Annotated in this window: 21 protein-coding genes; 5 read left to right on the top strand and 16 right to left on the bottom strand. The window is 71.2% G+C overall.

The window, feature by feature from the left end; all coding sequences use genetic code 11:
- Positions 1-5 precede the first annotated feature (5 nt).
- On the bottom strand, positions 6-542 hold the full coding sequence (gene purE / locus OG257_RS23240) for a 5-(carboxyamino)imidazole ribonucleotide mutase (RefSeq protein ID WP_329210341.1): 537 nt from the start codon (positions 540-542) through the stop codon (positions 6-8).
- On the bottom strand, positions 539-1,690 hold the full coding sequence (locus tag OG257_RS23235; protein ID WP_329210339.1) for a 5-(carboxyamino)imidazole ribonucleotide synthase: 1,152 nt from the start codon (positions 1,688-1,690) through the stop codon (positions 539-541). Before OG257_RS23235 ends, purE begins: the two co-directional genes overlap by 4 nt.
- A gap of 165 nt (positions 1,691-1,855) precedes the next feature.
- Between OG257_RS23235 and OG257_RS23230 the strand changes: the two genes are divergently transcribed.
- A complete protein-coding gene (locus OG257_RS23230; protein ID WP_329210338.1) occupies positions 1,856-2,374 on the top strand; it encodes a GtrA family protein in 519 nt (172 codons plus the stop codon).
- A 5-nt stretch (positions 2,375-2,379) separates the two neighbouring features.
- Here OG257_RS23230 and OG257_RS23225 read toward each other — a convergent pair whose 3' ends face one another.
- Both OG257_RS23225 and OG257_RS23220 read right to left on the bottom strand, forming a co-directional pair.
- Complete coding sequence (locus OG257_RS23225; RefSeq protein ID WP_329210336.1) at positions 2,380-3,645, bottom strand: ATP-binding protein; 1,266 nt, start codon at positions 3,643-3,645, stop codon at positions 2,380-2,382.
- Positions 3,646-3,660: 15 nt separating this feature from the next.
- Entirely contained in the window at positions 3,661-4,338 is a 678-nt protein-coding gene (locus OG257_RS23220) for a response regulator transcription factor (protein ID WP_329210334.1), read from the bottom strand.
- 487 nt (positions 4,339-4,825) lie between these two features.
- Between OG257_RS23220 and OG257_RS23215 the strand changes: the two genes are divergently transcribed.
- Complete coding sequence (locus tag OG257_RS23215; RefSeq protein ID WP_329210332.1) at positions 4,826-6,316, top strand: oligopeptide:H+ symporter; 1,491 nt, start codon at positions 4,826-4,828, stop codon at positions 6,314-6,316.
- Positions 6,317-6,491: 175 nt separating this feature from the next.
- Here OG257_RS23215 and OG257_RS23210 read toward each other — a convergent pair whose 3' ends face one another.
- Together OG257_RS23210 and OG257_RS23205 are read right to left on the bottom strand one after the other, a co-directional pair.
- A complete protein-coding gene (locus OG257_RS23210; RefSeq protein ID WP_329210330.1) occupies positions 6,492-6,983 on the bottom strand; it encodes an ATP-binding protein in 492 nt (163 codons plus the stop codon).
- Between the two features lie 197 nt (positions 6,984-7,180).
- Positions 7,181-7,549 (bottom strand): STAS domain-containing protein, encoded by a 369-nt coding sequence (locus tag OG257_RS23205; RefSeq protein WP_329210328.1) that lies wholly within the window; start codon positions 7,547-7,549, stop codon positions 7,181-7,183.
- Between the two features lie 291 nt (positions 7,550-7,840).
- On the opposite strand from OG257_RS23205, the gene OG257_RS23200 reads away from it, so the two are divergent.
- The 3 genes from OG257_RS23200 to OG257_RS23190 all read left to right on the top strand — a co-directional run bounded on the left by OG257_RS23200 (position 7,841) and on the right by OG257_RS23190 (position 12,300).
- Positions 7,841-8,806, top strand: coding sequence for an RNA polymerase sigma factor SigF (locus OG257_RS23200; protein ID WP_329210327.1), 966 nt, complete (start codon positions 7,841-7,843; stop codon positions 8,804-8,806).
- A 181-nt stretch (positions 8,807-8,987) separates the two neighbouring features.
- Complete coding sequence (locus OG257_RS23195) at positions 8,988-10,136, top strand: DegT/DnrJ/EryC1/StrS family aminotransferase (protein ID WP_329215301.1); 1,149 nt, start codon at positions 8,988-8,990, stop codon at positions 10,134-10,136.
- Positions 10,129-12,300, top strand: a complete 2,172-nt coding sequence (locus OG257_RS23190) for a lipopolysaccharide biosynthesis protein (RefSeq protein WP_329210326.1) — start codon at positions 10,129-10,131, stop codon at positions 12,298-12,300. The genes OG257_RS23195 and OG257_RS23190 overlap by 8 nt, the downstream gene beginning before the upstream one ends.
- Here the strand turns inward: OG257_RS23190 and OG257_RS23185 are convergent.
- The 10 genes from OG257_RS23185 to hutU all read right to left on the bottom strand — a co-directional run bounded on the left by OG257_RS23185 (position 12,275) and on the right by hutU (position 24,906).
- Positions 12,275-13,426 carry a glycoside hydrolase family 26 protein gene (locus OG257_RS23185; RefSeq protein ID WP_329210324.1) on the bottom strand — a complete coding sequence of 384 codons (1,152 nt, stop codon included), beginning with the start codon at positions 13,424-13,426 and terminating at the stop codon, positions 12,275-12,277. The two genes, OG257_RS23190 and OG257_RS23185, sit on opposite strands and share 26 nt — an antisense overlap.
- Entirely contained in the window at positions 13,423-13,845 is a 423-nt protein-coding gene (locus OG257_RS23180) for a hypothetical protein (protein WP_329210323.1), read from the bottom strand. The genes OG257_RS23185 and OG257_RS23180 overlap by 4 nt, the downstream gene beginning before the upstream one ends.
- A gap of 18 nt (positions 13,846-13,863) precedes the next feature.
- A complete protein-coding gene (locus tag OG257_RS23175) occupies positions 13,864-15,750 on the bottom strand; it encodes a hypothetical protein (protein ID WP_329210321.1) in 1,887 nt (628 codons plus the stop codon).
- Between the two features lie 173 nt (positions 15,751-15,923).
- A complete protein-coding gene (locus OG257_RS23170) occupies positions 15,924-16,745 on the bottom strand; it encodes a polysaccharide deacetylase family protein (protein WP_329210319.1) in 822 nt (273 codons plus the stop codon).
- Positions 16,742-18,019 (bottom strand): glycosyltransferase, encoded by a 1,278-nt coding sequence (locus tag OG257_RS23165; RefSeq protein WP_443054467.1) that lies wholly within the window; start codon positions 18,017-18,019, stop codon positions 16,742-16,744. Before OG257_RS23165 ends, OG257_RS23170 begins: the two co-directional genes overlap by 4 nt.
- A 189-nt stretch (positions 18,020-18,208) precedes the next feature.
- The gene (locus tag OG257_RS23160; protein WP_329210317.1) at positions 18,209-19,312 is read right to left on the bottom strand and encodes a GNAT family N-acetyltransferase; all 1,104 of its coding nucleotides are present in this window, start codon (positions 19,310-19,312) and stop codon (positions 18,209-18,211) included.
- Between the two features lie 125 nt (positions 19,313-19,437).
- On the bottom strand, positions 19,438-20,610 hold the full coding sequence (hutI, locus tag OG257_RS23155) for an imidazolonepropionase (RefSeq protein ID WP_329210315.1): 1,173 nt from the start codon (positions 20,608-20,610) through the stop codon (positions 19,438-19,440).
- Positions 20,611-20,639: 29 nt separating this feature from the next.
- On the bottom strand, positions 20,640-22,007 hold the full coding sequence (locus OG257_RS23150; RefSeq protein ID WP_329210313.1) for a formimidoylglutamate deiminase: 1,368 nt from the start codon (positions 22,005-22,007) through the stop codon (positions 20,640-20,642).
- Positions 21,998-23,212 carry an allantoate amidohydrolase gene (locus OG257_RS23145; protein WP_329215297.1) on the bottom strand — a complete coding sequence of 405 codons (1,215 nt, stop codon included), beginning with the start codon at positions 23,210-23,212 and terminating at the stop codon, positions 21,998-22,000. Before OG257_RS23145 ends, OG257_RS23150 begins: the two co-directional genes overlap by 10 nt.
- Positions 23,213-23,241: 29 nt before the next feature.
- Positions 23,242-24,906: a urocanate hydratase gene (gene hutU / locus OG257_RS23140; protein WP_329210311.1), complete on the bottom strand. Its 1,665-nt coding sequence runs from the start codon at positions 24,904-24,906 to the stop codon at positions 23,242-23,244.
- Between the last annotated feature and the right edge of the window lie 293 nt (positions 24,907-25,199).

Below are 25,199 nucleotides of genomic sequence, written 5' to 3'. Positions count from 1 at the left end.
GGCGCCTACTTCCCGAAGCCGAACGAGTCCGAGCCCTCGACCTTGGCCCGGAGGCGTTTGCCCTTCTCCGTCGCCTGGTCGTTCAGCTCCTGCTGGAAGTCCTTCATCCGCGCCAGCAGCTCACTGTCGTGGGCGGCGAGGATCCGGGCCGCGAGCAGTCCCGCGTTGCGTGCGCCGCCGACCGAGACGGTGGCGACGGGGACCCCGGCCGGCATCTGCACGATGGAGAGCAGGCTGTCCATGCCGTCCAGGTACTTCAGCGGGACGGGCACGCCGATGACGGGCAGAGGGGTGACGGAGGCGAGCATGCCGGGCAGGTGGGCCGCTCCCCCGGCGCCCGCGATGATCGCCTTCAGGCCGCGGTCCGCCGCCTGCTCGCCGTACGCGACCATCTCGCGCGGCATGCGGTGGGCGGAGACGACGTCGACCTCGTAGGGGATCTCGAACTCGTCGAGTGCCTTCGCGGCCGCTTCCATGACGGGCCAGTCGGAGTCCGAGCCCATGACGATGCCGATGACAGGGGCGGTACCGGGGGAAGTCATTCGGTGATTGTTCCTCGCAGGTAGTCGGCCGCGTGCCGGGCGCGCTCCCGCACGTCCGCCAGGTCGTCGCCGTAGGTGTTGACGTGGCCGACCTTGCGGCCGGGCTTCACGTCCTTGCCGTACATGTGGATCTTGAGCTGCGGGTCGCGGGCCATGCAGTGCAGGTACGCCTGGTACATGTCCGGGTAGTCGCCGCCCAGGACGTTGCACATGACCGTCCAGGTGGCGCGCGGGCGCGGGTCGCCGAGCGGGAGGTCCAGGACGGCCCGCACGTGGTTGGCGAACTGGGAGGTGATCGCGCCGTCCTGGGTCCAGTGCCCGGAGTTGTGCGGGCGCATCGCCAGTTCGTTCACGAGAATCCCGGGGGTCCCGTCGTCGCTTCGGGTCTCGAACAGCTCGACCGCGAGGTGGCCGACCACGCCGAGCTCCGCGGCGATCCGCAGCGCGAGCTGCTGGGCCTCTCCGGCCAGCCGCTCGTCCAGGTCGGGGGCCGGGGCGATGACCGTGTCGCAGACGCCGTCGACCTGGATGGACTCGACGACCGGGTAGGCGACGGCCTGGCCGTGCGGCGAGCGGACGATGTTGGCCGCCAGCTCCCGTACGAAGTCGACCTTCTCCTCGGCGAGGACGGGGACACCGGCGCGGAACGGCTCGGCGGCGTCCGCCTCGGAGCGGACCACCCACACGCCCTTGCCGTCGTAGCCGCCGCGGACCGTTTTGAGGATGACGGGGAAGCCCCCGGCCTCCTCGGCGAACGCCGCGGCGTCCGCCGGGTCCGCCACGATGCGGTGGCGGGGGCAGGGCGCGCCGATCTCCGTGAGCTTCGCGCGCATCACCCCCTTGTCCTGGGCGTGCACCAGCGCGTCGGGGCCGGGGCGGACGGGAATGCCGTCCGCCTCCAGGGCCCGCAGATGCTCGGTCGGCACATGCTCGTGATCGAAGGTGATCACGTCGCAGCCGCGCGCGAAGGCGCGCAGCGTCTCCAGGTCGCGATAGTCGCCGATGACGACTTCGCTCACCACCTGGGCTGCCGAATCCTGAGGGGTGTCACTGAGGAGCTTGAACTTGAGGCCGAGGGGGATGCCCGCCTCGTGGGTCATACGGGCGAGCTGACCGCCGCCGACCATGCCGACTACCGGGAACGTCACGCGTCCAGGGTATCCGGCGCGCCGGGGCTTCCCCCACCCTCTCCGGTCACAGGCCCTCGTCACAGCCTCGCCACACCTCACCGGCAGCGCACAGGCATCACACGGGAGGGCTGGTTAGCATGGCCGGGTTGACGAATACCGAACGGACGGGGCTGAGCGATCATCATGAGCGAACGGGGCGCACTGCGGGCCCGGCTTGATCTGCTTGCCCGGGAGGTCGCCAAGTTCGGCGCGGTCGGCGCTCTGGGCCTGCTGGTCAACATCGCGGTCTTCAACCTGGTCCGGCACACCACGGACCTCCAGGTGGTCCGGGCCAGTGTCCTGGCCACGTTCGTCGCCATCCTCTTCAACTACATCGGCTTCCGTTACTGGACCTACCGGGACCGCGACAAGTCCGGCCGGACCCGGGAGCTGATGCTCTTCCTGCTGTTCAGCGCCGCGGGTGCGGTGATCGAGAACGGTGTGCTGTACGCGGCGACGTACGGCTTCGGGTGGAACAGCCCGGTGCAGAGCAATGTCTTCAAGATCGTCGGGATCGGGGTCGCCACCCTGTTCCGCTTCTGGTCGTACCGCACCTGGGTGTTCAAGGCGCTGCCCGCCGAGGAGGCCGTGCTGAACGCGGAACGATTTCTGGAGCAGCGACAAGCCGCCGACGAAGTAGCGCCCGACCCCGTACACCCCTGAGGCGCTCAGCGCACCGGGCGCTCCTGTTCCTTGCGGGTCGGGGCGATCCGGCTGAGGAAGAGGGCGAAGACCGGGGGCTGCTGCTGGAGCAGTTCGAGCCGGCCGCCGTCGGCCTCCGCGAGGTCACGGGCCACGGCGAGGCCGATCCCGGTGGAGTTGCGGCCGCTGATGGTCCGCTCGAAGATCCGCGCCCCGAGGTCGGCGGGGACGCCGGGGCCCTCGTCCGTCACCTCGATGACGACCTGGTTGCCGGTGACACGGGTGCGCAGCGCGACCGTGCCGCCGCCGTGCATCAGTGAGTTCTCGATGAGTGCGGCGAGCACCTGGGCGACCGCACCGGGAGTGCCGACCGCCTTCAGCCCGTGCTTGCCCGAGCAGACGACGGCGCGGCCGGCGCTGCGGTAGGCCGGGCGCCACTCCTCGAGCTGCTGCTTGACGACCTCGTCGAGATCGAAGAAGACGGCGGAGCCCGTACGCGCGTCCCGGGCGTTGGTCAGCAGCCGCTCCACCACGTCCGTGAGCCGCTCGACCTGGGTGAGCGCGATGCTCGCCTCCTCCTTCACCGTGTCCGGGTCGTCGGTGACGGAGATCTCCTCGATCCGCATCGAGAGCGCGGTCAGGGGGGTGCGCAGCTGATGCGAGGCGTCCGCTGCGAGACGCCGTTCCGCGGTCAGCATCCGGGCGATCCGTTCGGCGGAGGCGTCCAGGACGTCGGCGACCCGGTCCAGCTCCGTCACCCCGTACCGCTTGTGCCGGGGGCGGGGATCGCCGGAACCGAGGCGTTCGGCCGTCTCGGCGAGGTCGGTGAGCGGCGAGGTCAGCCGGTTGGCCTGGCGTACGGCGAGGAGTACGGCCGAGACGATCGCGAGGAGCGCCACCGCGCCGATGATGAGCAGGGTCCGGCCGACCTCACGGGTGACGGCGGAGCGGGACTCCTCGACGGTGACCTTCTCGCCCTGCTCGCCCGTCTCCGTACTGCGGATGACGCTGTCGTCGGGGCGCTCGCCGACCTCGATGGGGGGCCGCCCGGGGATCTCGACCCGTGCGTAGCGGCTGGGGTCGACCTGTTCGGACAGCACGGCGGGGGTGATCCGCTCCTCGCCGAGCAGCCGGCTCTCGACGACGCTGATCAGCCGGAGCGCCTCGGAGTCGACGCTCTCCTGGGCGCTGTTGCTGATGGTGCGGGTCTCGACGATGACGAGGGAGACGCCGAAGACGGCAATCACCACGAGCACCACGGCGAGCGTGGAGTTGATCAGTCGACGGCGCATGAGTGTTTCTGTACGTCAGCTCTTCTCGAAGCGGAAGCCGACGCCCCGGACGGTCGCGATGTAACGGGGATTGGCGGCGTCGTCGCCGAGCTTCTTGCGGAGCCAGGAGATGTGCATGTCGAGGGTCTTCGTGGAGGACCACCAGGTGGTGTCCCAGACCTCGCGCATCAGCTGGTCGCGGGTGACGACCCGGCCGGCGTCCCGGACGAGGACCCGCAGCAGGTCGAACTCCTTGGCGGTGAGCTGGAGTTCCTCCTCGCCCATCCAGGCCCGGTGCGACTCGACGTCGATCCTGACCCCGTGGGTGGCGGGCTGCGGGGCGGATTCGGTGGCGCCGCGGCGCAGCAGGGCACGGACCCGGGCGAGGAGCTCGGCGAGGCGGAAGGGCTTGGTGACGTAGTCGTCGGCTCCGGCGTCCAGGCCGACCACGGTGTCCACCTCGTCGGCCCGCGCGGTCAGCACGAGGATCGGCACGGCGTGGCCGTCGGCGCGCAGCCGCCGCGCGACCTCCAGGCCGTCCATCCCGGGCAGCCCCAGGTCGAGCACGACCAGGTCGACGCCGCCCTGGAGCCCGGCGTCGAGTGCGGTCGGGCCGTCCTCGCGGACCTCGACCTCGTAACCCTCTCGACGCAGGGCACGGGCCAGAGGCTCCGAGATGGATGCGTCGTCCTCGGCGAGCAGTACACGGGTCATGCAGTGATGGTAGTCCGCACAGGGCGCCCGAGGTGAGGCGCTTATGGAGACCTGCGGGTCAGGGTTACGAATCGGTCATCCTCCTTTGAATGTGTGACTCTGGTTCCACCACAACCTGTGATCCATGTCTCAAGTCCTTTCATATCCCCGTGTGTCGTGTCGTATGGTGGCTCGACGCCTGTTGCACTACTGAAGGACCTTTGGGCAGCGTTTCGCGCCAAGGGTCACTTTTATGTGCGGGCCGGTTCATGCCGGCCCTGATCAGTGAATGACCTGTGAGCCGGGCCCGGAGTGCGAGAAACGCGCACCGGGTGTGGATCCCGGTGCGGTCGGTCCCCCGACTCCGCCCCGACTCCCTGCGGAGCCGACGGCCGGAGCGAATCCCCTTGAGGCGTCGGGGGTGGGGCGCAGCCGTACCGGTGCCGGCTACCCCCCACCGGGCGCGTCACTCTCGCGAGGCACGCGTCCCGACCAGCAAGGATCGACCATGGCGTCCAGCCTGACGAAGGACTCGGCCAGTACTTCTGGTTCGCAGAAGACCTTCTTCGGCCACCCCCGCGGCCTGGCCACTCTCTTCATGACCGAGATGTGGGAGCGCTTCAGCTATTACGGCATGCGCGCCCTCCTCCCGCTCTACCTGATCGCTCCCAACGGGCTCGACATGGACCCGGGTACGGCCACCGCGATCTACTCGGTCTACCTGTCGTTGGTGTACCTGCTCGCCATGCCCGGCGGCTGGTTCGGCGACCGGGTCTGGGGCCCGCGCAAGACCGTCGCCATCGCCGGCGGCACGATCATGCTCGGCCACCTGACCCTGGCACTGCCCTCCGAGGGCACGTTCTTCGCCGGTCTCGGCCTGGTGGCCATCGGCTCCGGCCTGCTGAAGTCCAACATCTCGACGATGGTCGGCCACCTCTACGACGGCCCGGACGACCCGCGCCGCGACGGTGGCTTCACGATCTTCTACATGGGCATCAACCTGGGTGCCTTCGCCGCACCGCTCGTCATCGGCACCATCGGCGAGAACGTCAACTGGCACCTGGGCTTCGCCATCGCCGCGCTCGGCATGGGGCTGGGTGTCGCCCAGTTCCTGCTCGGCACGCGCCACCTGAACGAGCGCAGCCTGATCGTCCCGAAGCCGCTGAGCGCGGCCGAGCGTGCCTCGACCCTGCGCAAGGCCATGTTCTGGATGGCCGTCGCGGCCGTCTTCTACATCGGTACGGTCGTCACCGGCGTCTACACGCTGAACTGGCTGCTGGTCCCGATCACGATCGCGGGCCTGGTCATCCCGGTGCTGGTCCTGACGCGCATCAAGCGCGACAAGGAGCTCAGCGACACCGAGCAGAAGAAGATGTCCGGCTACATCTGGTTCTTCGTGGCCGCCGCCATCTTCTGGATGATCTACGACCAGGGCGGTTCGACCCTGGCGATCTTCGCCGACTCCTCGGCCGAGAACTCGGTCCTCGGCTGGGACTTCCCGGTCTCCTGGTACCAGTCGGTCAACCCGGTCCTGATCATGGCGCTGGCCCCGGTCTTCGCCGCCTTCTGGATGGCGCTGAACCGGCGGGGCAAGGAGCCCAGCACGATCGTGAAGTTCAGCTCCGGTCTGGTCCTGGTCGGCGCCTCGTTCTTCCTGTTCCTGCTGCCGCTGACCATCGCGGGTGACGGTCACAAGGCCGCGGCGATGTGGCTGGTCGCGATCTACTTCGTGCAGACCGTCGCCGAGCTGACGCTCTCCCCGGTCGGCCTCTCGGTCACCACGAAGATGGCTCCGGCCAAGTACGCCAGCCAGATGATGGGTGTCTGGTTCCTGGCGGTCACCGCCGGCGACTGCACCACCGGTCTGCTGTCCATCGCGGGTGTCGAACTCAACGGCACCGGGGTGGTGGCCCTCCAGGCCGCCCTCGCGGTGGCCGCGGGTGTCGCGATCTTCATGTACCGCGGCAAGGTCAAGACGCTCATGGGCGACGTCCGCTGACACGGACTGCTCCCCTGCCGAGGGCCGTCGCACCGATCCGGTGCGGCGGCCCTCCGTCGTAGCCCCCGGAAGCAGGGACGCACCCACGGGGGAACGGCGTAGGTACCCGCCGGGGAACGACGAAGAGCGCGCCCGACGGGCGCGCTCTTTCTACGGCGGGGCGGAGGCAAAGGGGCTACGCGGGCGCCGCCAGCTCCGCCCACACGGTCTTGCCCGGTTCGTCCGGCGTACGCATGACACCCCAGTCGAGGCAGAGCCGCTGGACGATGAACATGCCGTGCCCGCCGGGCCGCCCCGCGCGGTGCGGGGTGCGCGGCGCCGGCTGTCCCGCTCCGCGGTCGACGACCTCCACCCGCAGCACTTTGGGCGAGCAGGCGATACGGAGCTCCTCAGGACCGTCCGCGTGCAGGCAGGCGTTCGTGACGAGCTCGGAGACGACGAGAAGGACGTCCTCGGCGGCGGCACGGCGATCGGCGCCGGACGCCGGGAGCCAGCCCCAGTCGTGCAGGGCCTGCCGGGCGAAGTCCCGGGCCATCGGCACAATGCCACTGGCCTGCTTCAGGGAGAGGGTTCGCCACTGCCGGTCCGCAGGTACGGCAGAGGCAGCGCCCTTGCCGTCCGGCTCGCGGCCGAGGCCGCCCGGCGGATGCTGCCGGGTGGTGCTCATCAGCGCTTCACCTCACCGATTCACCGTGTTGCCATCGAACAGATACTGATCAGATACAGAGTGTGCCGGGTCCGTGACCCCACCGGGGTGTCTCCTGCCCTGCCGAATCGTGACAACACCCACTTCGGCTACGCCAACAGCGTGACGAGAGCGACACCCGGGGCCCAGGGGGCTGCAAAGACGCATAAAAGGCCCGGTCAGGCGCCCAGAGCCTCTTCGAGTGAGGCATGGACGGTGAAGACCGCCTCGGCCCCGGTGATCTCGAAGACGCGTGCCACCACGGGGAGCATTCCGGCCAGGTGGACCCCGCCCCCGGCCGCTTCGGCCTTCAGGCGGGCACCGAGCAGCACGTTGAGGCCCGTGGAGTCGCAGAACTCGAGCCTCGAGCAGTCGACCACCAGGCGCACACGCCCTTGCTCGACCGCGCCCTCCAGAGGTTCACGGAGCAGATCTGCGGTGTGGTGATCGAGCTCACCCACCGGCGTCACAACCTCGCTGCGGCCGTCCGTCCGGACATCGACCTGAAGCCGACCCCGGTTCGCACTGCCGACCGTCCCGCGGTCCATGCCGTCCCTCTTCGCCGTCCGTCACTGTCCGCGTCACCAGGAGCGCGGTTGTCTGCGCGGCTGCCGCCGACGTGCGTAAAACATTACGCGTTTCCCTCGCCACACGGTAGTCGGAGACCTCAACAAACCGGACATACAGGCGTATTTGGCGCTTGTAACTCGTGGTTGGAACCGGGTAAGGGTAGAAGGGACAGCAAAACCCGGAAACCGATCGGCTTTGGAGGCGCCGCTTCACCGCAGGAACACGTATGGGCATCGGCAGCCATATGCCGAGAACGATGGAGGAGAACCATGTCACCCCGGCTCGACGTATCGCGTACCCACAACGCCGCGTCGGCATGTCCTCAGGGACCGACCGATTCCGACTCCCCCGCCGCGAACGCCGTACCCGGCCCGCGCACCAGCAGCACCTCCCCCCGCAACGACCACGACAACGACCTTCTGAGCGAGGGCCCCGAGGAACTCCCCGAGATCCCGCCCTTCGCCGAAGTCGGCGCCCTGGACGCCAGAGCGCTGTCGAAGACACTCTTCGCACGGCTCGAGTCCCTCGAAGAGGGCACCCACGAGTACGCGTACGTCCGCAACACCCTCGTCGAGCTCAACCTCGCACTGGTCAAGTTCGCGGCCTCCCGGTTCCGCTCGCGCAGCGAACCCATGGAGGACATCGTCCAGGTCGGCACCATCGGCCTGATCAAGGCGATCGACCGCTTCGAACTCAGCCGCGGCGTGGAGTTCCCGACCTTCGCGATGCCCACCATCGTCGGTGAGATCAAGCGCTTCTTCCGTGACACCAGCTGGTCCGTGCGCGTCCCGCGCCGCCTGCAGGAGCTGCGCCTCGACCTCGCCAAGGCGGGCGACGAGCTGTCCCAGAAGCTGGACCGCGCACCCACCGTGGCGGAGCTGGCCGAACGCCTCGGCCTCACCGGCGACGAGGTCGTCGAGGGCATGGCCGCGAGCAACGCGTACACCGCGAGCTCGCTGGACGCCAAGCCCGAGGACGACGACAACGAGGGCGCGCTCGCGGACCGTATCGGCTACGAGGACCACGGACTCGAAGGCATCGAGTACGTCGAGTCCCTGAAGCCGCTCATCGCTTCGCTCCCGACGCGCGACCGCACGATCCTCTCGCTGCGGTTCGTCGCCAACATGACGCAGTCGGAGATCGGCGAGGAGCTCGGCATCTCGCAGATGCACGTGTCCCGGCTGCTCTCACGGACTCTGGTCAAGCTCAGGAAGGGCCTGACACTGGAGGAATGATCCGGTGGTCCACGGACCCCGAGACATCATTGCGGAAGGACCTGTCCCGGCAACGGGCAGGTCCTTCCGCATTGTTGACGAAGTGCCACGGACTGGGCCACATTGGACACTTGGGTTCTGGGGGGAACACATGGCTGATGGGGAGAGCGGTCCGGCAGCCCACGCCGCGGCGGAAGCGGCGATGCGCGCCCGGATCGGCCGCGAATGCCTCTACGTACCGTCGTGCAGGCTGGGCATCTACGTGGCGCTCCGGCACTGGTGCGAGCCCGGCGGCAGGGTCCTGATGTCTCCCGTCAACGACGACGTCATCCTCTTCGTCGTCCTCGCCGCGGGCCTGCGTCCCGTCCAGGCTCCGCTGTCCGCCACGGACGGTTCCATCGACGTGGACGCCGTGCCCGACTCCGTATGGAACGGGCTCTCCGCGGTCCTCACCACCAACCTGTACGGACACCCCGACCCCGCCCCGGAGCTGCGCGCGCGCTGCGACCGGCTCGGCATCCCGCTGATCGAGGACGCCGCGCACGCCATCGGCAGCGAGAGGGACGGGGAGCCGGTCGGCACCTTCGGGAACGCGGCCGTCTTCAGCCTCTCCAAGCACGTCGGCGCCAAGGCCGGGGGCTTCCTCGCCGTCGCCGACCCGGGGCTGCGCGCCCCGCTGGAGCAGGCCCGCGACGCCCTCCTCGACCCCGCCGCGCTCACCGCCGAACTCGCCTACGCCGTACGGCCGTACGCGGAGGCGGCGGTACGCGGACTGCGGCTCGCTCCCGCCGCCTGGTGGGCTCTGCGGCTCCTCGGGCTCCAGGAGCGCGAGGAGATCCGGATGCCGCTGCGGCCCGCCGCACTCCAGCAGGCCCTCGGCACCGCGCCCTCCCTGACCGGCTTCCACTCCTGGGTCCGTGTCGACATGCACGACTACCGGGTCGCCCCGGGCCGATTACGGCTGCGGCGCATCGAACGCCTGCTCGCCGGCCTCGACGACCGGCTCACCGCACACCGGGCAGGCACCGAGCGCCTCCTCGCCACCCGCTGGGCGGCGCCGCACCCTGCGGGCACCCCCGTACAGCCGCTGTTCCGGGTGCCCCTGCTGGTGGCCGACCGTGACGCGGCGATCGCCGCCCTCGCCCGGCACCGGATCACCGTCGGCTACCTCTACGACCCGCCGCTCGACACCTACGCCGGGGAACCGTTCACCGACCCCTCCGCCCACCCCGCCAACGCTGCCTGGTTCGCCCGGCACGCCCTGCCCGTCGACCCCCTGCGCGCCGGACGGGTCATCGATGTCCTCACCGCGGCAGGCATCGCGCCCGCGAGAGAGCTGCCCGGTGGCTGACACCACCAGAGTCGGCCCGCCGGCCGGAGGCGCCGACGCCGCACAGGGCCGTGCGGCGGACGCGCCCGTCCCGGCGGAACAGGACGGCGCGAGCGGCGACTCGATGTTCCGCAACGCCTACGCCCTGATGCTCTCCACCGGAGTCTCCGCCGCCCTCGGCCTCGGCTTCTGGCTGGTCGCGGCCCGCTACTACACCGAGGAGGCCGTCGGCCAGGGATCCGCCGCCATCGCCGCGATGCGGCTCCTCGCCTCGGTCACCGCGACGACGATGATCGGGGCCGTGGTGCGGTACGTGCCCCGGGCCGGACGCGCCACCGCGTCCCTGGTCGCCCGCACCTATCTGGCCAGCTCCGTCGTCGTCACCGTCGTCTGCGTCGTCTTCCTGCTCACCCTGGACCTGTGGGGGGACTCGTACGCCCCGCTGGGCACTGCCTGGGCCGGGCTCGTGTTCACCGGCTCGTGTGTCGCCTGGGCGATCCTCACCCTCCAGGACGGGGTACTGACCGGGCTGCGCAAGGCCTTCTGGGTGCCCGTCGGCAACGCCGTGTTCTCCATCGGCAAGCTGCTGATGCTCGCCGCCTTCGCCACCGCCCTGCCCGTACTCGGCGTGTTCGTCTCCTGGGCCGCGGCCATCGCCCTGTCCGTACTGCCGCTCGGCTGGCTGATCTTCCGCAGACTGATCCCGCACCAGGCCGGAGCCGACCGGGACCGCGAGCCGCCCGGGCTCCGGGAGATCGGCAGATTCCTGGCCGGGGACTCGGTCGGCGCCCTCTTCAGCCTCGCCATGATCAATCTGCTGCCCGTGATGGTCGCTGTCCGCTTCGACGCCGCGCACAACGGCTTCTTCTACATCGCCTACACCGTCGGCGGCACCATGGAGTTCATGGCCATCAACATGGCCTCCTCGCTCACCGCCCACGCCTCCCACAGCCCCGGCCACCTGGCCGAGGGCGTACGGGGGGCGCTGCGCCGGATGGCCCTGCTGCTGGTTCCCGTCGTCCTCGTGCTGGTCGTCTTCGCTCCGCAGATCCTCGCCCCGTTCGGCCACGACTACGCCGACCACGGCACGCTCGTCCTGCGCCTGCTGGCCGCCGCCGCACTCCCCCGGGTCCTGGTCGAGCTGTACATCGGTGTGCTGCGGGTGCAGGGCCGCACCGGTGCGCTGGCCGTCCTCCAGGGTGCGATGTGCGCGGCGGTGCTGGGCAGTGCGGCCCTGCTGCTCGGTCCGCTGGGGATCGCGGGGGCGGGCTGGGCGATGCTCCTGAGCATGACGGCGGTGGCGTCCGCGTCCGCCCTGGGACTGCGCGCCGCGCTGACGGGACGGCCCGTCCTCGGACGCGGGAGGCGGCAGCGGGCGCCGAAGGACGAGGAGTTCGGCACCAGTTGGGCCCGTACGGCGGCTCGGCGCACCCGGGAGCGGCGGGCCGAGGAGTACGGGGCGGACTGGACCACGGACACGGTGTATCTGCGCGGCGCCCACGACACGGTGACTCCCGCCTTCGGGATCCCCGTCCTCGTGCGCGACGGCTCACCGTCGGCCACGGACCGGACGGACGGCGAGTCCTGGCCGAACGCTGCGCTGTGGCTGCTGCTGGGGCTCGCCGCAGGGCTGTTCTGGGTGCCGTTGACGCGGGTCGCGCAGGCCGGCCACCACCGGCTGACGGGCACCGAGCTGATCCATGCGCTTCCTCCGGTCACCGTGACGGCGGGGGTGCTCATGATCGTCGTCTGCAGCGGAGCCGTCGCGCTCCACCGTTTCCGGCCCGCGCTGATCGGGTCGGCGCTGCTGGTGACCGTGGCGGCCCTGCACTCGGCCCCGCCGCTCCTCGGTGTCCGGCGCCCCGCCGCCTCGCAGGAGCTGCACGGGCCCCTCGCCCGCTTCCTGGCCGAGGCCGCAGGGCTGGACTCCCCGGCCGCGGTGCTCCTGGGGCTGCCGCTCGCCCTGCAGGTGCTCTGCCTGGGGCTCGCGGCCGTCCTGCTGCGGTCCGCGGGCGCCCCCCGTCGGGCTGTTGCCGCCCTGGTGTGGGCGCTCGCGGTGGCGGGGTGGGCGGCCCAGGACGCCTTCGCCGCTGCCGGACTGCCCGTGTTCTGCGGACTGTTCGCGGCAACGGCGGTGGCCCTCACCGTCCGCGGCAGGCTCAGCGGCCGGGGACCGGCTGCTTGAAGTAGTCGTCCTGTCCAGCGGTGCGATAACCCTCCAGCCCCGGGCCGTCGTTGACGGTGAGGTCGCAGCCCTCGCCCGGCACCGCACGGTTCCAGTGCACCAGCGCCCTGGCCCCCTTCATGGTCCGTACGACCTCGGGAATCTCCTCGTACCACTCGCGCTGGCGGTCCGCGTCGGCCGGATCCGGGACGGTGGCGAACTCGGCGAACATGACCGGCTTCTCCGCGCTGATGTGCGTGCGCAGCCAGTCGTACGTCGGCCGCTGGCTGCGGTCGAAGTCCTTCCAGTCCGTGGTGTCGTGGCAGGTGAAGTAGTTGTACTGGTCCATGCCGATCCAGTCGACGTAGTCGTCCCCCGGATAGAGCTGTTCGAAGAGCTCCCCCGACTGCAGGAAGCCGGAGACCGTCCACACCCACACCACGTTGTCCACACCCAGCTCCTCGAACCGGTCGTGGAGGTGGCGGTAGGCGGCGACGTACTCCGCCGGGGTGCCCGCGTCACCGACCCGGGCGTCGACCTCCTGGTCGAAGGAGAGGAACACCCGCTTCCCGTACGCCTTGATGCGACGTGCCTGGGGGTCGATGATCTCGCGGTCGTACGCCCCCGAGGCGACCTTCGCCCAGCCGAGCTGGTCCTCGGTGTAGTTCGCGTGGCGGGGCTCGCGCCACACCGTGGACTCCCAGGCCAGCATCAGCATCCGGTCCCGGCCGAGGACCTGCTCGTCGGGGGTGAGGAGCTGCCCGTCGAGCTTGTTGTTCGACATGTCGTGGTACGTGTACAGGAGGTCGAGCCTCCGGCCGATCTTCTTCTCGAACGCGTACACCGCGTCCTTGAGGGAGCCGTTCTCCGCGTGCGGGACGTAGGCGCCCCACCAGGCTCCGCACGGCGGTACGAGAGTGGCGGACGGGGCGCACGTGCCACCGGTCACCTCACCGGTGGCGGCATCGGCGGGCAGGTCGTTCGCGGAAGGTACGGGAGGGTCCCCGTCACCGGACGAAGGCGTACCGAACCAGGCGATGAGGCCGGTCAGCAGCGCCGCTACGGAGACCAGGGCGAGCGCCAGGTACGTACGGGGCCGGCGCAGCCGCGACACGGAGGCCGGCCACGGCGCAGGGCGTCCGGTCATCGGCGCTTCACGGGTTTGGCCCGGCCCCTCTCCGCGGCGCCGCGGGTGGCCGCGGGCAGCGGAAGGCCGGGGCACGCGGCCGCGACGGTGGTGAACGCCGCGAGCGACACCAGGAACGCGGTCGCCGAGAACGCCTCGGCCAGGAACAGCGACGTGGCCGCGAGAACGGCGAGGGAGAGGCCGAAGGGCGCGGCCAGCGCCAGCGCTTCGAGGCGGGCCGCGGGCCGGAGCATCCCGGGCTGTGGGTACAGCAGGGCGAATCCGGGGCCGACGCAGACGAACAGGAACACCGGTATCCAGCGCAGGGGCGAGCCGCCCGGCAGTGCGGTCGCGGCGAGCGCCACCCACCCGGAGAGCGCCACAGCGGCTCTGATCAGGGTCTGTGGCCCCGGTGCTGTCGGTTGCCGGTTCTCTGACACGGTGGCGGCCTTCCTCGTCTAGGGCCCGGTGTACTGCAGGACGACTCCGTGCTCGGTGCGCTCGACCACACGGAAGAGCGGCGAAGCGGTGAGGTCCCTGGTCAGCCGGGCGAAGCCGCCGGGCGGCAGGAGCCCCTCACCGGCGGTGTAGATGTCCTGGGTGTGCGTGAGGATGACGAAGGCGGTGGCGCCGGGCGGCATCCGGGTCGAGAGATAGCGGGCGGGGTCCTTGAGCATCGCCACGTTCTCGGGAAGCTCCTGCTCGGCGAAGAACCAGTGCTCCAGGTGGTCGTAGCGGTGCAGTGCCCGCGGGAAGGAGCCGGTGGTGGCCAGGATCAGCGCCCCGTCGGGGGCCCGGTCGATGGCACGGGTGACGAGCGCCGTCTCTTCGGGCGGTGTGTAGTTCATCTGCTCCTTGCCGTAGTACGACGGCATGAAGCCCACCAGCAGGGCGACCAGCGACAGGGGCAGCGCTACCGCGCAGATCCTCCGTACGGCCGGCCGCACCCGGTGCACGCCGCTGCCCCCGGCCGCGGGCACGAGCGCCGCGGCTGCGAAGAACGCGGCACCGGGCAGTGCGAACAGGTAGACGCGGAAGAGCATTTCGCCGCCGTAGTCGTTCACGACGAAGAGCGGTACGGGGGCGAGGGAGGCCAGCAGCAGCGGCAGTGCGCTGTGCACCAGCCGGCGGCGCAGCAGCAGGGCCGTCCCCGCCAGGGCGGCCACGGCAAGCACCATCAGGATGTTGGCCCGCCCGGCCAGTTCCGGGCCGGCCCCGGTGAGCTGACCCGCGTACCCGGCACGGGAGTTCTGGGTCAGCTCACCCAGCGAGTCGCGCAGGGTGCCCAGCGTCTCGGTGAACAGGGGACGGCCCATCGTGAGGTCCCAGGCCAGCATGAGCAGACCGGCCACGACGAGCAGCCCGGGGTTGCGGTAGCGGCGGGTGAGGTTGAGGGCGAGCAGGGTGACGCAGAGCATCACCGGGGTCAGCTGGTGCACCGCGTTGACGGCGGCGATCACCGGCATCAGGACCACCACGCAGATCGCGCGCTGCCGGGTGCCGGTGGGCGGCGGGACGACGGCGGCGGCCGGGTCGAGGTAGGCGCGGGAGCGCAGCCGTCCCGCGGAGCCGGGACGCACGAAGTGCCGTACGACGACGGCGAACACGGCGAGGTGGAGCAGGAAGGCGAAGCCCTGCGGGGCGAGGTAGTCCTGACCCACCCAGTTGGCGAGCTGGAAGATCCAGACGGCCGTCCAGACCAGGCGCCAGTCCTCGCTGAAGGTGCGGTAGATCAGGATCAGGACCGGCATCATCAGCAGACCGAGGACGATGGGTGCCCAGTTGAGGTACGTGGCGGCACTTTCGACCCCGAAGGCGCGGACGAGCCCGCCGTTGAGGGTGAAGAAACCGGGCCACTGGTCGTAGGCCGACATGTTGCCGGACAGGCCCTCGTTCGGGCGCAGTTCGCCGTTGGCCAGCAGATGGTCGATGACGGCGTCGTGCTTGGACGCCCAGGGGTAGCGCTCGGAGTCGTACAGCACGGCGGGGACGCCCTTGAGGGCCATCAGCAGGCCGGCGCAGTAGAGGGCCGGCCACCAGGGCGCCGTACCCGCGCGGCGCAGGCCGGCCAGGAAGCCCGCGGTCAGGGCGAGCAGGGAGAGGTAGTACGTGACCGGCAGCCGGTCCAGCAGGCCGTACTCGCCCATCGACCGGAATCCGATGTGCGGCAGGGCGTGGATCCAGAGTGCGGCCGCCAGGAGCAACGGCAGCCAGGTGAGCAGCGGCTGAGGTCTCAGCGCGCCCGGGACACGGCTGCGGGACGGTTCGCGGGGCGGGGTGCCGGACGGCCCGGCCGGGGGTGGCGTGGAGCCGCTGCTCCCTGCGGTGTCCCCTGCGACCGGCACAGGAACAGGCTGCTGCACAGTGCGACTCCCCCCACGGATGTGGTCGCGGCCGTCACGCCGCTGTCCCCTTAAGCGAAGTATAGGAATGTGCTTCGCCTTTGTACGGCTCTCGCTCGATCCGGCACCCCGTCACACCGCCCGCCCCCGCCCCGCCCGCCCCCGCCCCGCTCGCCTCACCCCGCGAACACCGGTCCCCGTACCGCCGCCCGGGCCCGCCGGTACCACCGCCAGCCGATGGTCGGCAGCGAGTCGGGGAACGGAGCCACCGGAGCGCCGCCGCCCGCCATCCACTCCTCGATGTCCCGCACCGTGTGCCCCCGCCGGAGAATCAGCCGCGCGATCCGGTACGGCTCGTCCCGCGCGGAGCTCAGCGCGTGCCGGACGGCCACCGCGCTCTCGTACCCGGCGGCACGGGCAGCGCGGCGCACAGCCGCGCTGTTGTACCCGTGCGGGTAGGCGAGATGGGTCACCTCGTGGCCCAGCACATCCTCCAACGCCCTCTTGGAGTCGGTGAGCTCGCGCCTCAGAGCAGCACCGGACAGTGTGTCCAGCTGGCAGTGGGTGACGGTGTGCCCGCCCACCTCCATGCCGTACTGCTCGAGCAGCGGAGCCTGCTCCAGGCTCATCATCGGGCCGGGCGGCAGCAGACTGCGGCCGTCGGCCGCCAGCGCGCCGGTGGTGAGGTACGCGGTGGCGGGCATCGAACGCCCGGCGAGCGCCTCGGCGGTGGGACCCGGCAGATCCGCGAAACCGTCGTCGAAGGTGAGGACGACGGGACGGTCCGGCAGCGGGCCGCGCCCCGCGAGATGGTCGACGAGGGCACTGATCGGGACGGCGGTGCGCCCACTGGCGGCGATCGCGTCCAGCTGGGCGGCGAACGCGCGCGGCCCCACGGTGAACTCGGCGATCCACTGCGGGGGGTCGTCCATCACCGCGTGGTAGAGCAGCACGGGTATCCGGGACGCCCCGGAGCTGCCGGATCTGTGAGCGCTCATCTCCCCTCCCAGGGACGTGGTTCGCCTCGGACGGACAGCCGGGCGCGTACGTATCCGACCGGGCCGTACAGCAGGCCGCGCCGCTCCAGACGGGACAGATGCCGGGGCCACGGGTAGGTGTACGTGCCGTGCTCGCCGGGAACGCCCCGTCGGCCGGCCGCGTCCGTGGCGCGCGAAGCCGTCATGGTGCGGGCGTGGGCGAGACCGCGCGGCAGCCGGGCGAGCAGGGCGGGCAGCAGGGCGGGGCGCCGGACCAGGAGTGCCGTGAGACAGGCGGTGAACCCGGCCCCGTACCCGTACGCCTGCCCGCACAGGTCCTCCCAGCGCTCCCGGTGGTGGTGCCAGACGATCGCGTCGGGTGTGTAGAGCAGGGGGTGGCCACCGGCGAGGATCCGTACGAAGGCGTAGAGGTCGTCGCCGCCCCTGGCAGGGGTACCGGTGCCCGTGGCGGGGTCGAAGCCGCCGACGGCCCGCAACGGTCCCGCACGGAAGGCCATGTTGGCGCCGGACCCGAACCGTCCGGCCGTGAACGGGAAGAGCGGTTCGTCGGCCGGCGGGTGCGCGGGGTCGTAGCGGCGCCCGGCGAACCCCTTGGCGAAGCCGCCGTGGCTCTCCAGCAGGGTCTGCGCAGGGGTGTTCAGCCGCGCGGGCAGGATCAGGCCGGTGACACAGCCGAGCCGCGGGTCCGCGGCGAACGGCAGGGTGAGGGCGGTGAGCCAGTGCGGATCGGCGATGACGTCGTCGTCGGTGAAGGCGAGGACGTCCGCCTCGGCGGCGGCGATCCCCCGGTTGTGGGCGGCAGCCAGACCGGGCACGGGTTCCAGGACGTGGCGGACGCCTCGGTGCGCGTAGCCGGCCGCGACGAGATCGCGGGTGGCGGTCGTGGCAGGTGCGTTGTCGACGACGACGATCTCGAAGTCCGGGTGGTCCTGGGCCAGCAGTGAGTCGAGCGCGCGGGCGAGCTGCTCGGGGCGCTCCCGGGTCGCGACGACGACGGTGGCCCGGGGGGCGTCGCCCGGCAGGGACTCGGGCAGCGGCTCCGGCAGGTCGATCTCGTCCACCGCCTGTCCGGCGAGTACGGAGGCCGGGTCGTCGCCCGCCCGGATCCGGCCGACGACCGTGCCGACCGGGCGCCCGCGCAGCCGCACGAGCGCGAAGACCCGCTGGTCCTCGCCCTCGTGCGGGCCGTCCTTGAACGGTGGGCCGCCGGGGGCGGGGGTGATCCGTGCGCCCGCCCCGTCCGGTGCCCCGAGCTCCAGCTCGGCCACGGCCACACCGGCGAGGTGGCGGATGTCGGGTAACTGCGTTGCTGCTCGGTCTTTTTGTGTCCTGTACGGCATCCGGTCCCATCCCCCACGTCGTCGTGACGCCACGGCCGCCCGTTGTGAACTGCGCGTGCTGCAGCCGCCGCGCCGGTTGCTGTGACGCCGATACGGCCGCTGCGGCCGTTACGGCTGCTTCGGCTACTTCGGCTGCTTCGGGTTGCGCAGCCTGCCCGCCCGTTCGAGTCCGCGCTGTGCCACACCCGCCAGCCGGGGCCGCTTCCGTACGAAGCTGTGGGCCCTGCGCGAGGGTTCACGGCCGAGCCACTGGAGGGCCGCGCCCGCACCCGGCCTGACCGAGGCGCCCTCGTGGACCGTCAGCTCGCCTGTCTTCAGGGCGTCCTTGTACTCGGCCGCCCCGCGCCCCATGTCGAGCATCCCGATGCCGTCGTCCGCGGCAGCCCGCGCCATCCGCAGATGGAGGATCAGCCCGGGAGAGAACTTCGCGAACTCGGGGTCGTACGACGGGAACCAGCACGAGAGCACGGTGCGCGAACGCAGCCCGAAGTGGGCGGCCACGGGCTTGTCCCCCGCGTACAGGACCGAGAGCAGACCCGAGCACCCGGGTGCCCGGGTATGGAACAGGAACTCCACCAGGTCGCGGATCCACTTCTTCGCGAAGCGGTCGCGGCGTCCTGTCCTGCGGTACTGGGCGGACTTCCACTCCATCAGGGTCCGCAGCACCGCCGGATCCCGCTCGTCGAGGACGAACCGCACCTCACCCGCCTGCCGGCCGAGCTTGCGCTCCTTCGCCAGGGTGGTTCTGAGGAACTTCGGCGAGCGTGCGCGCAGTTCCGTCTCGTAGCTCTCGTAACCGTCACCGACGTCGATGACGTACGAGGGGTACGAACGGGCGGCGTCCGCCTCGAACAGTTCCTGACCCGCCTCGAGGTTGTCGAACTCCCATGCGGAGATCCCGCAGGCCCGCAGGAGCGTCCTGGCGTCGAGCGGGAGACCCGGTCGCAGCACCGCGCCCTGGAGGTCGGAGACCCCGAAGCCGATCGCCCTGCCGTGGCCGCCGAACCGCCCCCGCTCGAAGGGGAAGTAGCCGCCTGTCCCCTGCGCTTCGTCGCTGATCACGGCCACCCGTGCGCGCGGCCGGACGCGGCCGACGGCAAGGGTGAATTCCGGTTCCATGAACGGATGGGCCGGAGCGCCGGACTTCGCCCGCAGCTCCCGCCAGGTCTCGATGTCCCCCACGCCCAGATCCCCGGGCCTGACCACACGTATGCGCCGACTGCTCACCAGACCCCCCGGTCCACCCCCTGAGCCACGCTGCCCAGAACGGTACCGGGCACGGTCACTCCGCGGTAGGCACCCGCGACATCTTGTGACCGACCGGTGAAAATCGGCTCCTCCCGCTTCGGCCGTTACGCGGCCTGTTCCCCGCGCCGCCACACCTTGCTGACCAGCGGAACTCCCGGCCGGTAGGCGAGGTGGACGTGGCTCGGGGCGTCCAGGAGCACGAGGTCGGCGCGGGCGCCGGGCGTGATCCGGCCGATGTCGTCACGGCGCAGGGCGGCTGCGCCGCCCGCGGTGGCGGACCAGAGCGCCTCGTCGGGGGTCATGCCCATGTCCCGTACGGCGAGGGCGATGCAGAACGGCATGGAGGAGGTGAACGAGGAGCCCGGATTGCAGTCGGTGGAGAGTGCGACGGTGGCGCCGGCGCCGAGGAGGCGACGGGCGTCGGGCCAGGTCGCGCGGGTGGAGAACTCTGCGCCGGGGAGCAGCGTGGCCACGGTGTCGCCCTGGCCGAGGGCGTCGAGGTCGGCGTCGGTGAGGTGGGTGCAGTGGTCGGCCGACGCGGCGTCGAGCTCGACGGCGAGCTGGACTCCGGGGCCGTGGCCGAGCTGGTTGGCGTGGACGCGGGGGTGCAGGCCCCTGGCCTTGCCCGCGGTGAGGACGGCGCGCGCCTGGTCCCCGTCGAAGGCGCCCTTCTCGCAGAAGACGTCGATCCAGCGGGCGTGCGGGGCGCAGGCGTCCAGCATCGGCCCGGTGACCAGGTCCACGTATCCGGCGGGGTCGTCGGCGTACTCGGGCCCCACGATGTGCGCGCCGAGGAAGGTGACTTCGTCCGTGTGGCGGGCGGCGATGCGCAGGGCGCGGGCCTCGTCCTCGACGGTGAGGCCGTAGCCGGACTTGGTCTCGAAGGTGGTGGTGCCCTGGCGCAGCGCCTCGGCGAGGTAGCGCGCGACGTTGGCCGAGAGCTCGTCGTCGGAGGCGGCGCGGGTGGCGGAGACGGTCGTGCGGATGCCGCCCGCGGAGTAGGGGAGGCCCGACATGCGGGCGTTGAACTCGTGGGTGCGGTCGCCCGCGAACACCAGGTGGGAGTGGGAGTCCACGAAGCCGGGGATCATGGCACGGCCGCCCGCGTCGACGGCGTTGTCAGTGGCGGGTGCTTTGCTCGATTCACCGGTCCAGACGATGCGGTCGCCCTCGATGACGACGGCCGCGTCCTGGATCAGGCCCAGGGGGGTCCCGTTTCCGAGGGAGGGGTCATTGGTGACCAGGCTGGCGATGTTGGTGACGGCGGTCGTCGTCATCTGGGGTGTGCTCTCCTCGTGTTCGGGGATCAGCCGTGCAGGGCGGCGATGGCGGAGGCGAGTGCCGCGGGGACGTCCTGCACCTGTGTGTGGTGACCGTCCCGTACGAGATGCCGGCCTGCCACGACCGTGTGCCGCACATCGGCGGCGGAGGCGGCGAATACGGCTGCTTCTGCTGCCAGCCGTGGCGCCGGCCCCGCTGTTCTGACGGAGTCCAGTGCGACGGTGGCGAAGTCGGCCGGCGCACCGGGTTCCAGCGTGCCCGCGTCGGGGCGGCCGAGCGCCGCGTGCCCGTCGGCGGAAGCGGCTCTGAGCAGGGCCGCAGCCGTCCAGTGGCCGCGTACATGGGTGCGCAGGCGCTCGTTGAGCTCCATCGCCCTGGCTTCCTCGAAGAGGTCGATCACCGCGTGGCTGTCGCTGCCCAGCGAGAGCGGGGAGCCCGCCCGTTGGAGGGCTGCGGCGGGCCCGATGCCGTCGGCGAGGTCGCGTTCGGTGGTGGGGCACATGCAGGTGCCGGTCGTGGAGCCGCCCAGCAGGGTGATGTCCTCGGCGGTGAGGTGCGTGTTGTGGATGCCGGTGGTGCGCGGGCCGAGGACCCCGTGGTCGGCGAGGAGCCGGGTGGGGGTGCGGCCGTGGGCGGCGAGGCAGGCGTCGTTCTCGGCGGTCTGCTCGGAGAGGTGGACGTGGAGGGGCGCTTCCCGCTCCTCGGCCCATTTCGCGACGGTGGCCAGCTGCCCGGCCGGGACGGCGCGCACGGAATGGATGGCGGCGCCGATCAGCGTCCGGTCGTCGCCCTTGAGGAGGGAGGCGCGCTCGGCCCAGGCGTCGGCGGTGGTGTCGCTGAAGCGCAGCTGGTGCTGGTTGGGCTTCTCGCCGAATCCGGCGGCGAGATAGGCGGTGTCCAGCAGGGTGATGCGGATGCCCGCCTCGGCCGCCGCCGCGATGAGGGCCTCACCCATCGCGTTGGGATTGTCGTAGGGCGTGCCGCCGGGCGCGTGGTGCAGGTAGTGGAACTCACCGACGGCGGTGATGCCGGCCAGGGCCATCTCGGCGTAGGTGGCACGGGCCAGGTCGTAGTAGGTGTCGGGAGTGAGCCGGGAGGCCGCCCGGTACATCAGCTCGCGCCAGGTCCAGAAGGTGCCGGACCCGACCTGGACGGTGGAGCGCAGGGCCCGGTGGAAGGCGTGCGAGTGGGTGTTGGCCAGGCCGGGGACGGTCAGGCCGCGCAGTGCGGTGGCGCCGGGCGGCGGTGTGTCGATGCCCGTACGGACACCGGCGATGCGCCCCGCTGCCACGTCCAGGGCGACGCCCGGCTCGACGTGGGTGCCGAGCCAGGCGTGGGACAGCCAGTAGGTGGCGGTGACCGGTGTGCCTGTGGGTTGCGTAGTCAGCTGCACGCGAGGCCTTCCAGTACGTCGGCGAGTGCGATCACCCCGGCCACGCAGTCGTCCTCGGCGGCGTGTTCGGCCGGCGAGTGCGAGATCCCGGTGGGGTTCCGTACGAACAGCATGGCGGTGGGCACCGAAGCGGACAAAATACCCGCGTCATGGCCCGCCCCCGTGCCGAGGACGGGGACGGTGCGCCCCGTGTCGTCCGGGCCGCGCTTCCCCAGCACCCGGCAGATCTCGTCGCGCAGGGCGTGCTGGAACTCCACGACGGGCGTGAACGACTCGCGTACGACGTCGAGGTCGATCCCGGCCCGCCCGGCGTGCTCCCGGGCGGCCCGTTCGATGCCGCCGACGACGGCGTCGAGGGTGGCCTGGTCGGCGGCCCGTGAGTCGAGCCAGCCGCGGACGAGGGAGGGGATCGCGTTGACCCCGTTCGGCTCGACAGCGATCTTGCCGAAGGTCGCGAGACCTCCTGCGAGCTCAGCCTCGCGCCGGGCCGCCAGCACGGTCTCCGCGTACGTGAGCATCGGGTCGCGCCGGTCGACGAGCCGGGTGGTACCGGCGTGGTTGGCCTCGCCCCGGAAGTCGAACCGCCACCGCCCGTGCGGCCAGATGGCGGAGGCGACACCGACCGGGTCACCGCTCAGGTCGAGTGCCCGCCCCTGTTCCACATGGAGCTCGACGAACGCACCGATACGGGCGAGCCGTTCGGGGTCGGGCCCGATGGTGCCGGGGTCGTATCCGGCGGCCTCCATGGCCTGCGGCAGCGTGACACCGTCCCCGTCGCGGAGCTGGTGCGCCTTGTCGACGGTCAGCTGCCCGGCGGCGAGCCGGGACCCCGCGCAGGCGAGCCCGAAGCGGGCCCCTTCCTCGTCACCGAAGTTGCTGATGGCGAAGGGCCTGGTGAACTCCACTCCCCTGCGGCGGAGTTCATCGAAAGCGGCGAAGGAGGAGACCACACCGAGGGGCCCGTCGAAGGCGCCCCCGTCCGGCACGGAGTCGAGATGCGACCCCGTGACGACGGCGTCCCCGGCGAGCGGATCGCCGTACCAGGCCCACTGGTTGCCGTTCCGGTCGACCTCGTGGGCGAGTCCGCGCGACTCGGCCTGCTCCCGGAACCAGGCCCGGCACTCCACATCGGCCCCGGTCCAGGCGTAACGCCGGTACCCGCCGCTGCCCGCATGGCGGCCGATGGGCGCGAGGTCGCGCCACATCGACTGGAAGGACGGCTGCGCCGTCTGCGTCACGGCTGCTCGCCCTCCGCCATGGGAACCCGCACACCCTTGTCCGAGGCGACGGACTCCGCGATGTCGTAACCGGCATCGACATGCCGGATGACCCCCATGCCCGGGTCGTTGGTGAGCACCCGGCGGATCTTCTCGCCCGCCAGCTTCGTACCGTCGGCGACCGTGACCTGTCCCGCGTGGATGGAGCGGCCCATGCCCACGCCGCCTCCGTGGTGGAGGGACACCCAGGAGGCCCCCGACGCGACGTTGACCATGGCGTTCAGCAGCGGCCAGTCCGCGATCGCGTCGGAGCCGTCGAGCATCGCCTCGGTCTCGCGGTACGGGGAGGCGACCGAGCCGCAGTCGAGGTGGTCGCGGCCGATGGCCAGCGGTGCGGCCAGTTCGCCGCTCGCGACCATGTCGTTGAAGCGCTCGCCGGCCTTGTCGCGCTCGCCGTAGCCGAGCCAGCAGATGCGGGCGGGGAGGCCCTGGAAGTGGACGCGTTCGCCGGCCATCTTGATCCAGCGGTGCAGGGACTCGTTCTCCGGGAAGAGCTCCAGCATCGCCTTGTCGGTCTTGTGGATGTCGGACGCCTCGCCGGAGAGGGCGGCCCAGCGGAAGGGGCCCCTGCCCTCGCAGAAGAGGGGCCGGATGTAGGCGGGGACGAAGCCGGGGAAGTCGAAGGCGCGGTCGTACCCGGCGAGCTGGGCCTCGCCGCGGATGGAGTTGCCGTAGTCGAAGACCTCGGCGCCGGCGTCCATGAAGCCGACCATGGCCTCGACGTGGCGGGCCATCGACTCGCGGGCGCGCTGGGTGAAGTCGGCGGGCTTCTCGGCGGCGAGGTCCGCCATGTCGTCGAAGTCGACGCCGAGGGGGAGGTAGGCCAGCGGGTCGTGGGCGCTGGTCTGGTCGGTGACGATGTCGATCGGCGCGCCCTCGGCGAGCATGCGGGGCAGCAGCTCCGCCGCGTTGCCGAGGAGACCGATGGAGAGCGGTCGGCGTGCGTCCCGCGCCTCGACGGCGAGCTGGAGGGCGTGCTCCAGGTTGTCGGCCTTGACGTCAAGGAAGCGGTGCTCGATGCGGCGCTCGATGGCGCGCGGGTCGCAGTCGATACAGATGGCGACGCCGTCGTTCATGGTCACGGCGAGCGGCTGGGCGCCGCCCATGCCGCCGAGCCCGGCCGTCAGGGTGATCGTCCCGGCCAGGGTCCCGCCGAACTTCTTCGCGGCGACGGCGGCGAACGTCTCGTACGTGCCCTGGAGGATGCCCTGCGTACCGATGTAGATCCAGGACCCCGCGGTCATCTGCCCGTACATGGTGAGCCCGAGGGCCTCCAGCCGGCGGAACTCCTCCCAGTTGGCCCAGTCGCCCACCAGGTTGGAGTTGGCGATCAGCACGCGCGGCGCCCACTCGTGGGTCTGCATGACGCCGACGGGCCGCCCGGACTGGACGAGCATCGTCTCGTCCTGCTTGAGCGTCCGCAGCGTGCGGACCATGGCGTCGTAGGACCGCCAGTCCCGGGCCGCCTTGCCCGTACCGCCGTAGACGACGAGCTTGTCCGGGTGCTCGGCCACCTCGGGGTCGAGGTTGTTCTGCAGCATGCGCAGGGCGGCTTCCTGCTGCCATCCCAGGGCACTCAGTTCCGTACCGCGCGGTGCCCGTACGGGGCGGGGTCCTGACATGGGGAATGCCTCCTCGCGACTGCGACCGTCCTGCCTGTGACTGTTCTATTCACATCCTGCTGGTCTGAATACTCCTAGTCAACAGGGAGCGCCCGCCCTTCCGGTCCGGCCGCCCGGCGGACCGGAATCTCCGCGCGGCCACCACCGGCCGGGGAGGAAACCCCGCGCGAGCACCGCCGCCCGGAGCCCCTTTACACGGCCGACCGCATGTACCAATGGAAAATGCCAGAACTCCCACCTGCCGCAAGCACGTTGCGTAGCCTCTCCATTACAGCCGTACGCCACGTCGGGAG

Origin of the sequence: Streptomyces sp. NBC_00683, assembly GCF_036226745.1 — a bacterium.
In the GTDB taxonomy this organism is placed as follows: domain Bacteria; phylum Actinomycetota; class Actinomycetes; order Streptomycetales; family Streptomycetaceae; genus Streptomyces.
Note: the sequence above shows the minus strand (reverse complement) of the source record. Positions and strands in the feature narration are given on the sequence as shown.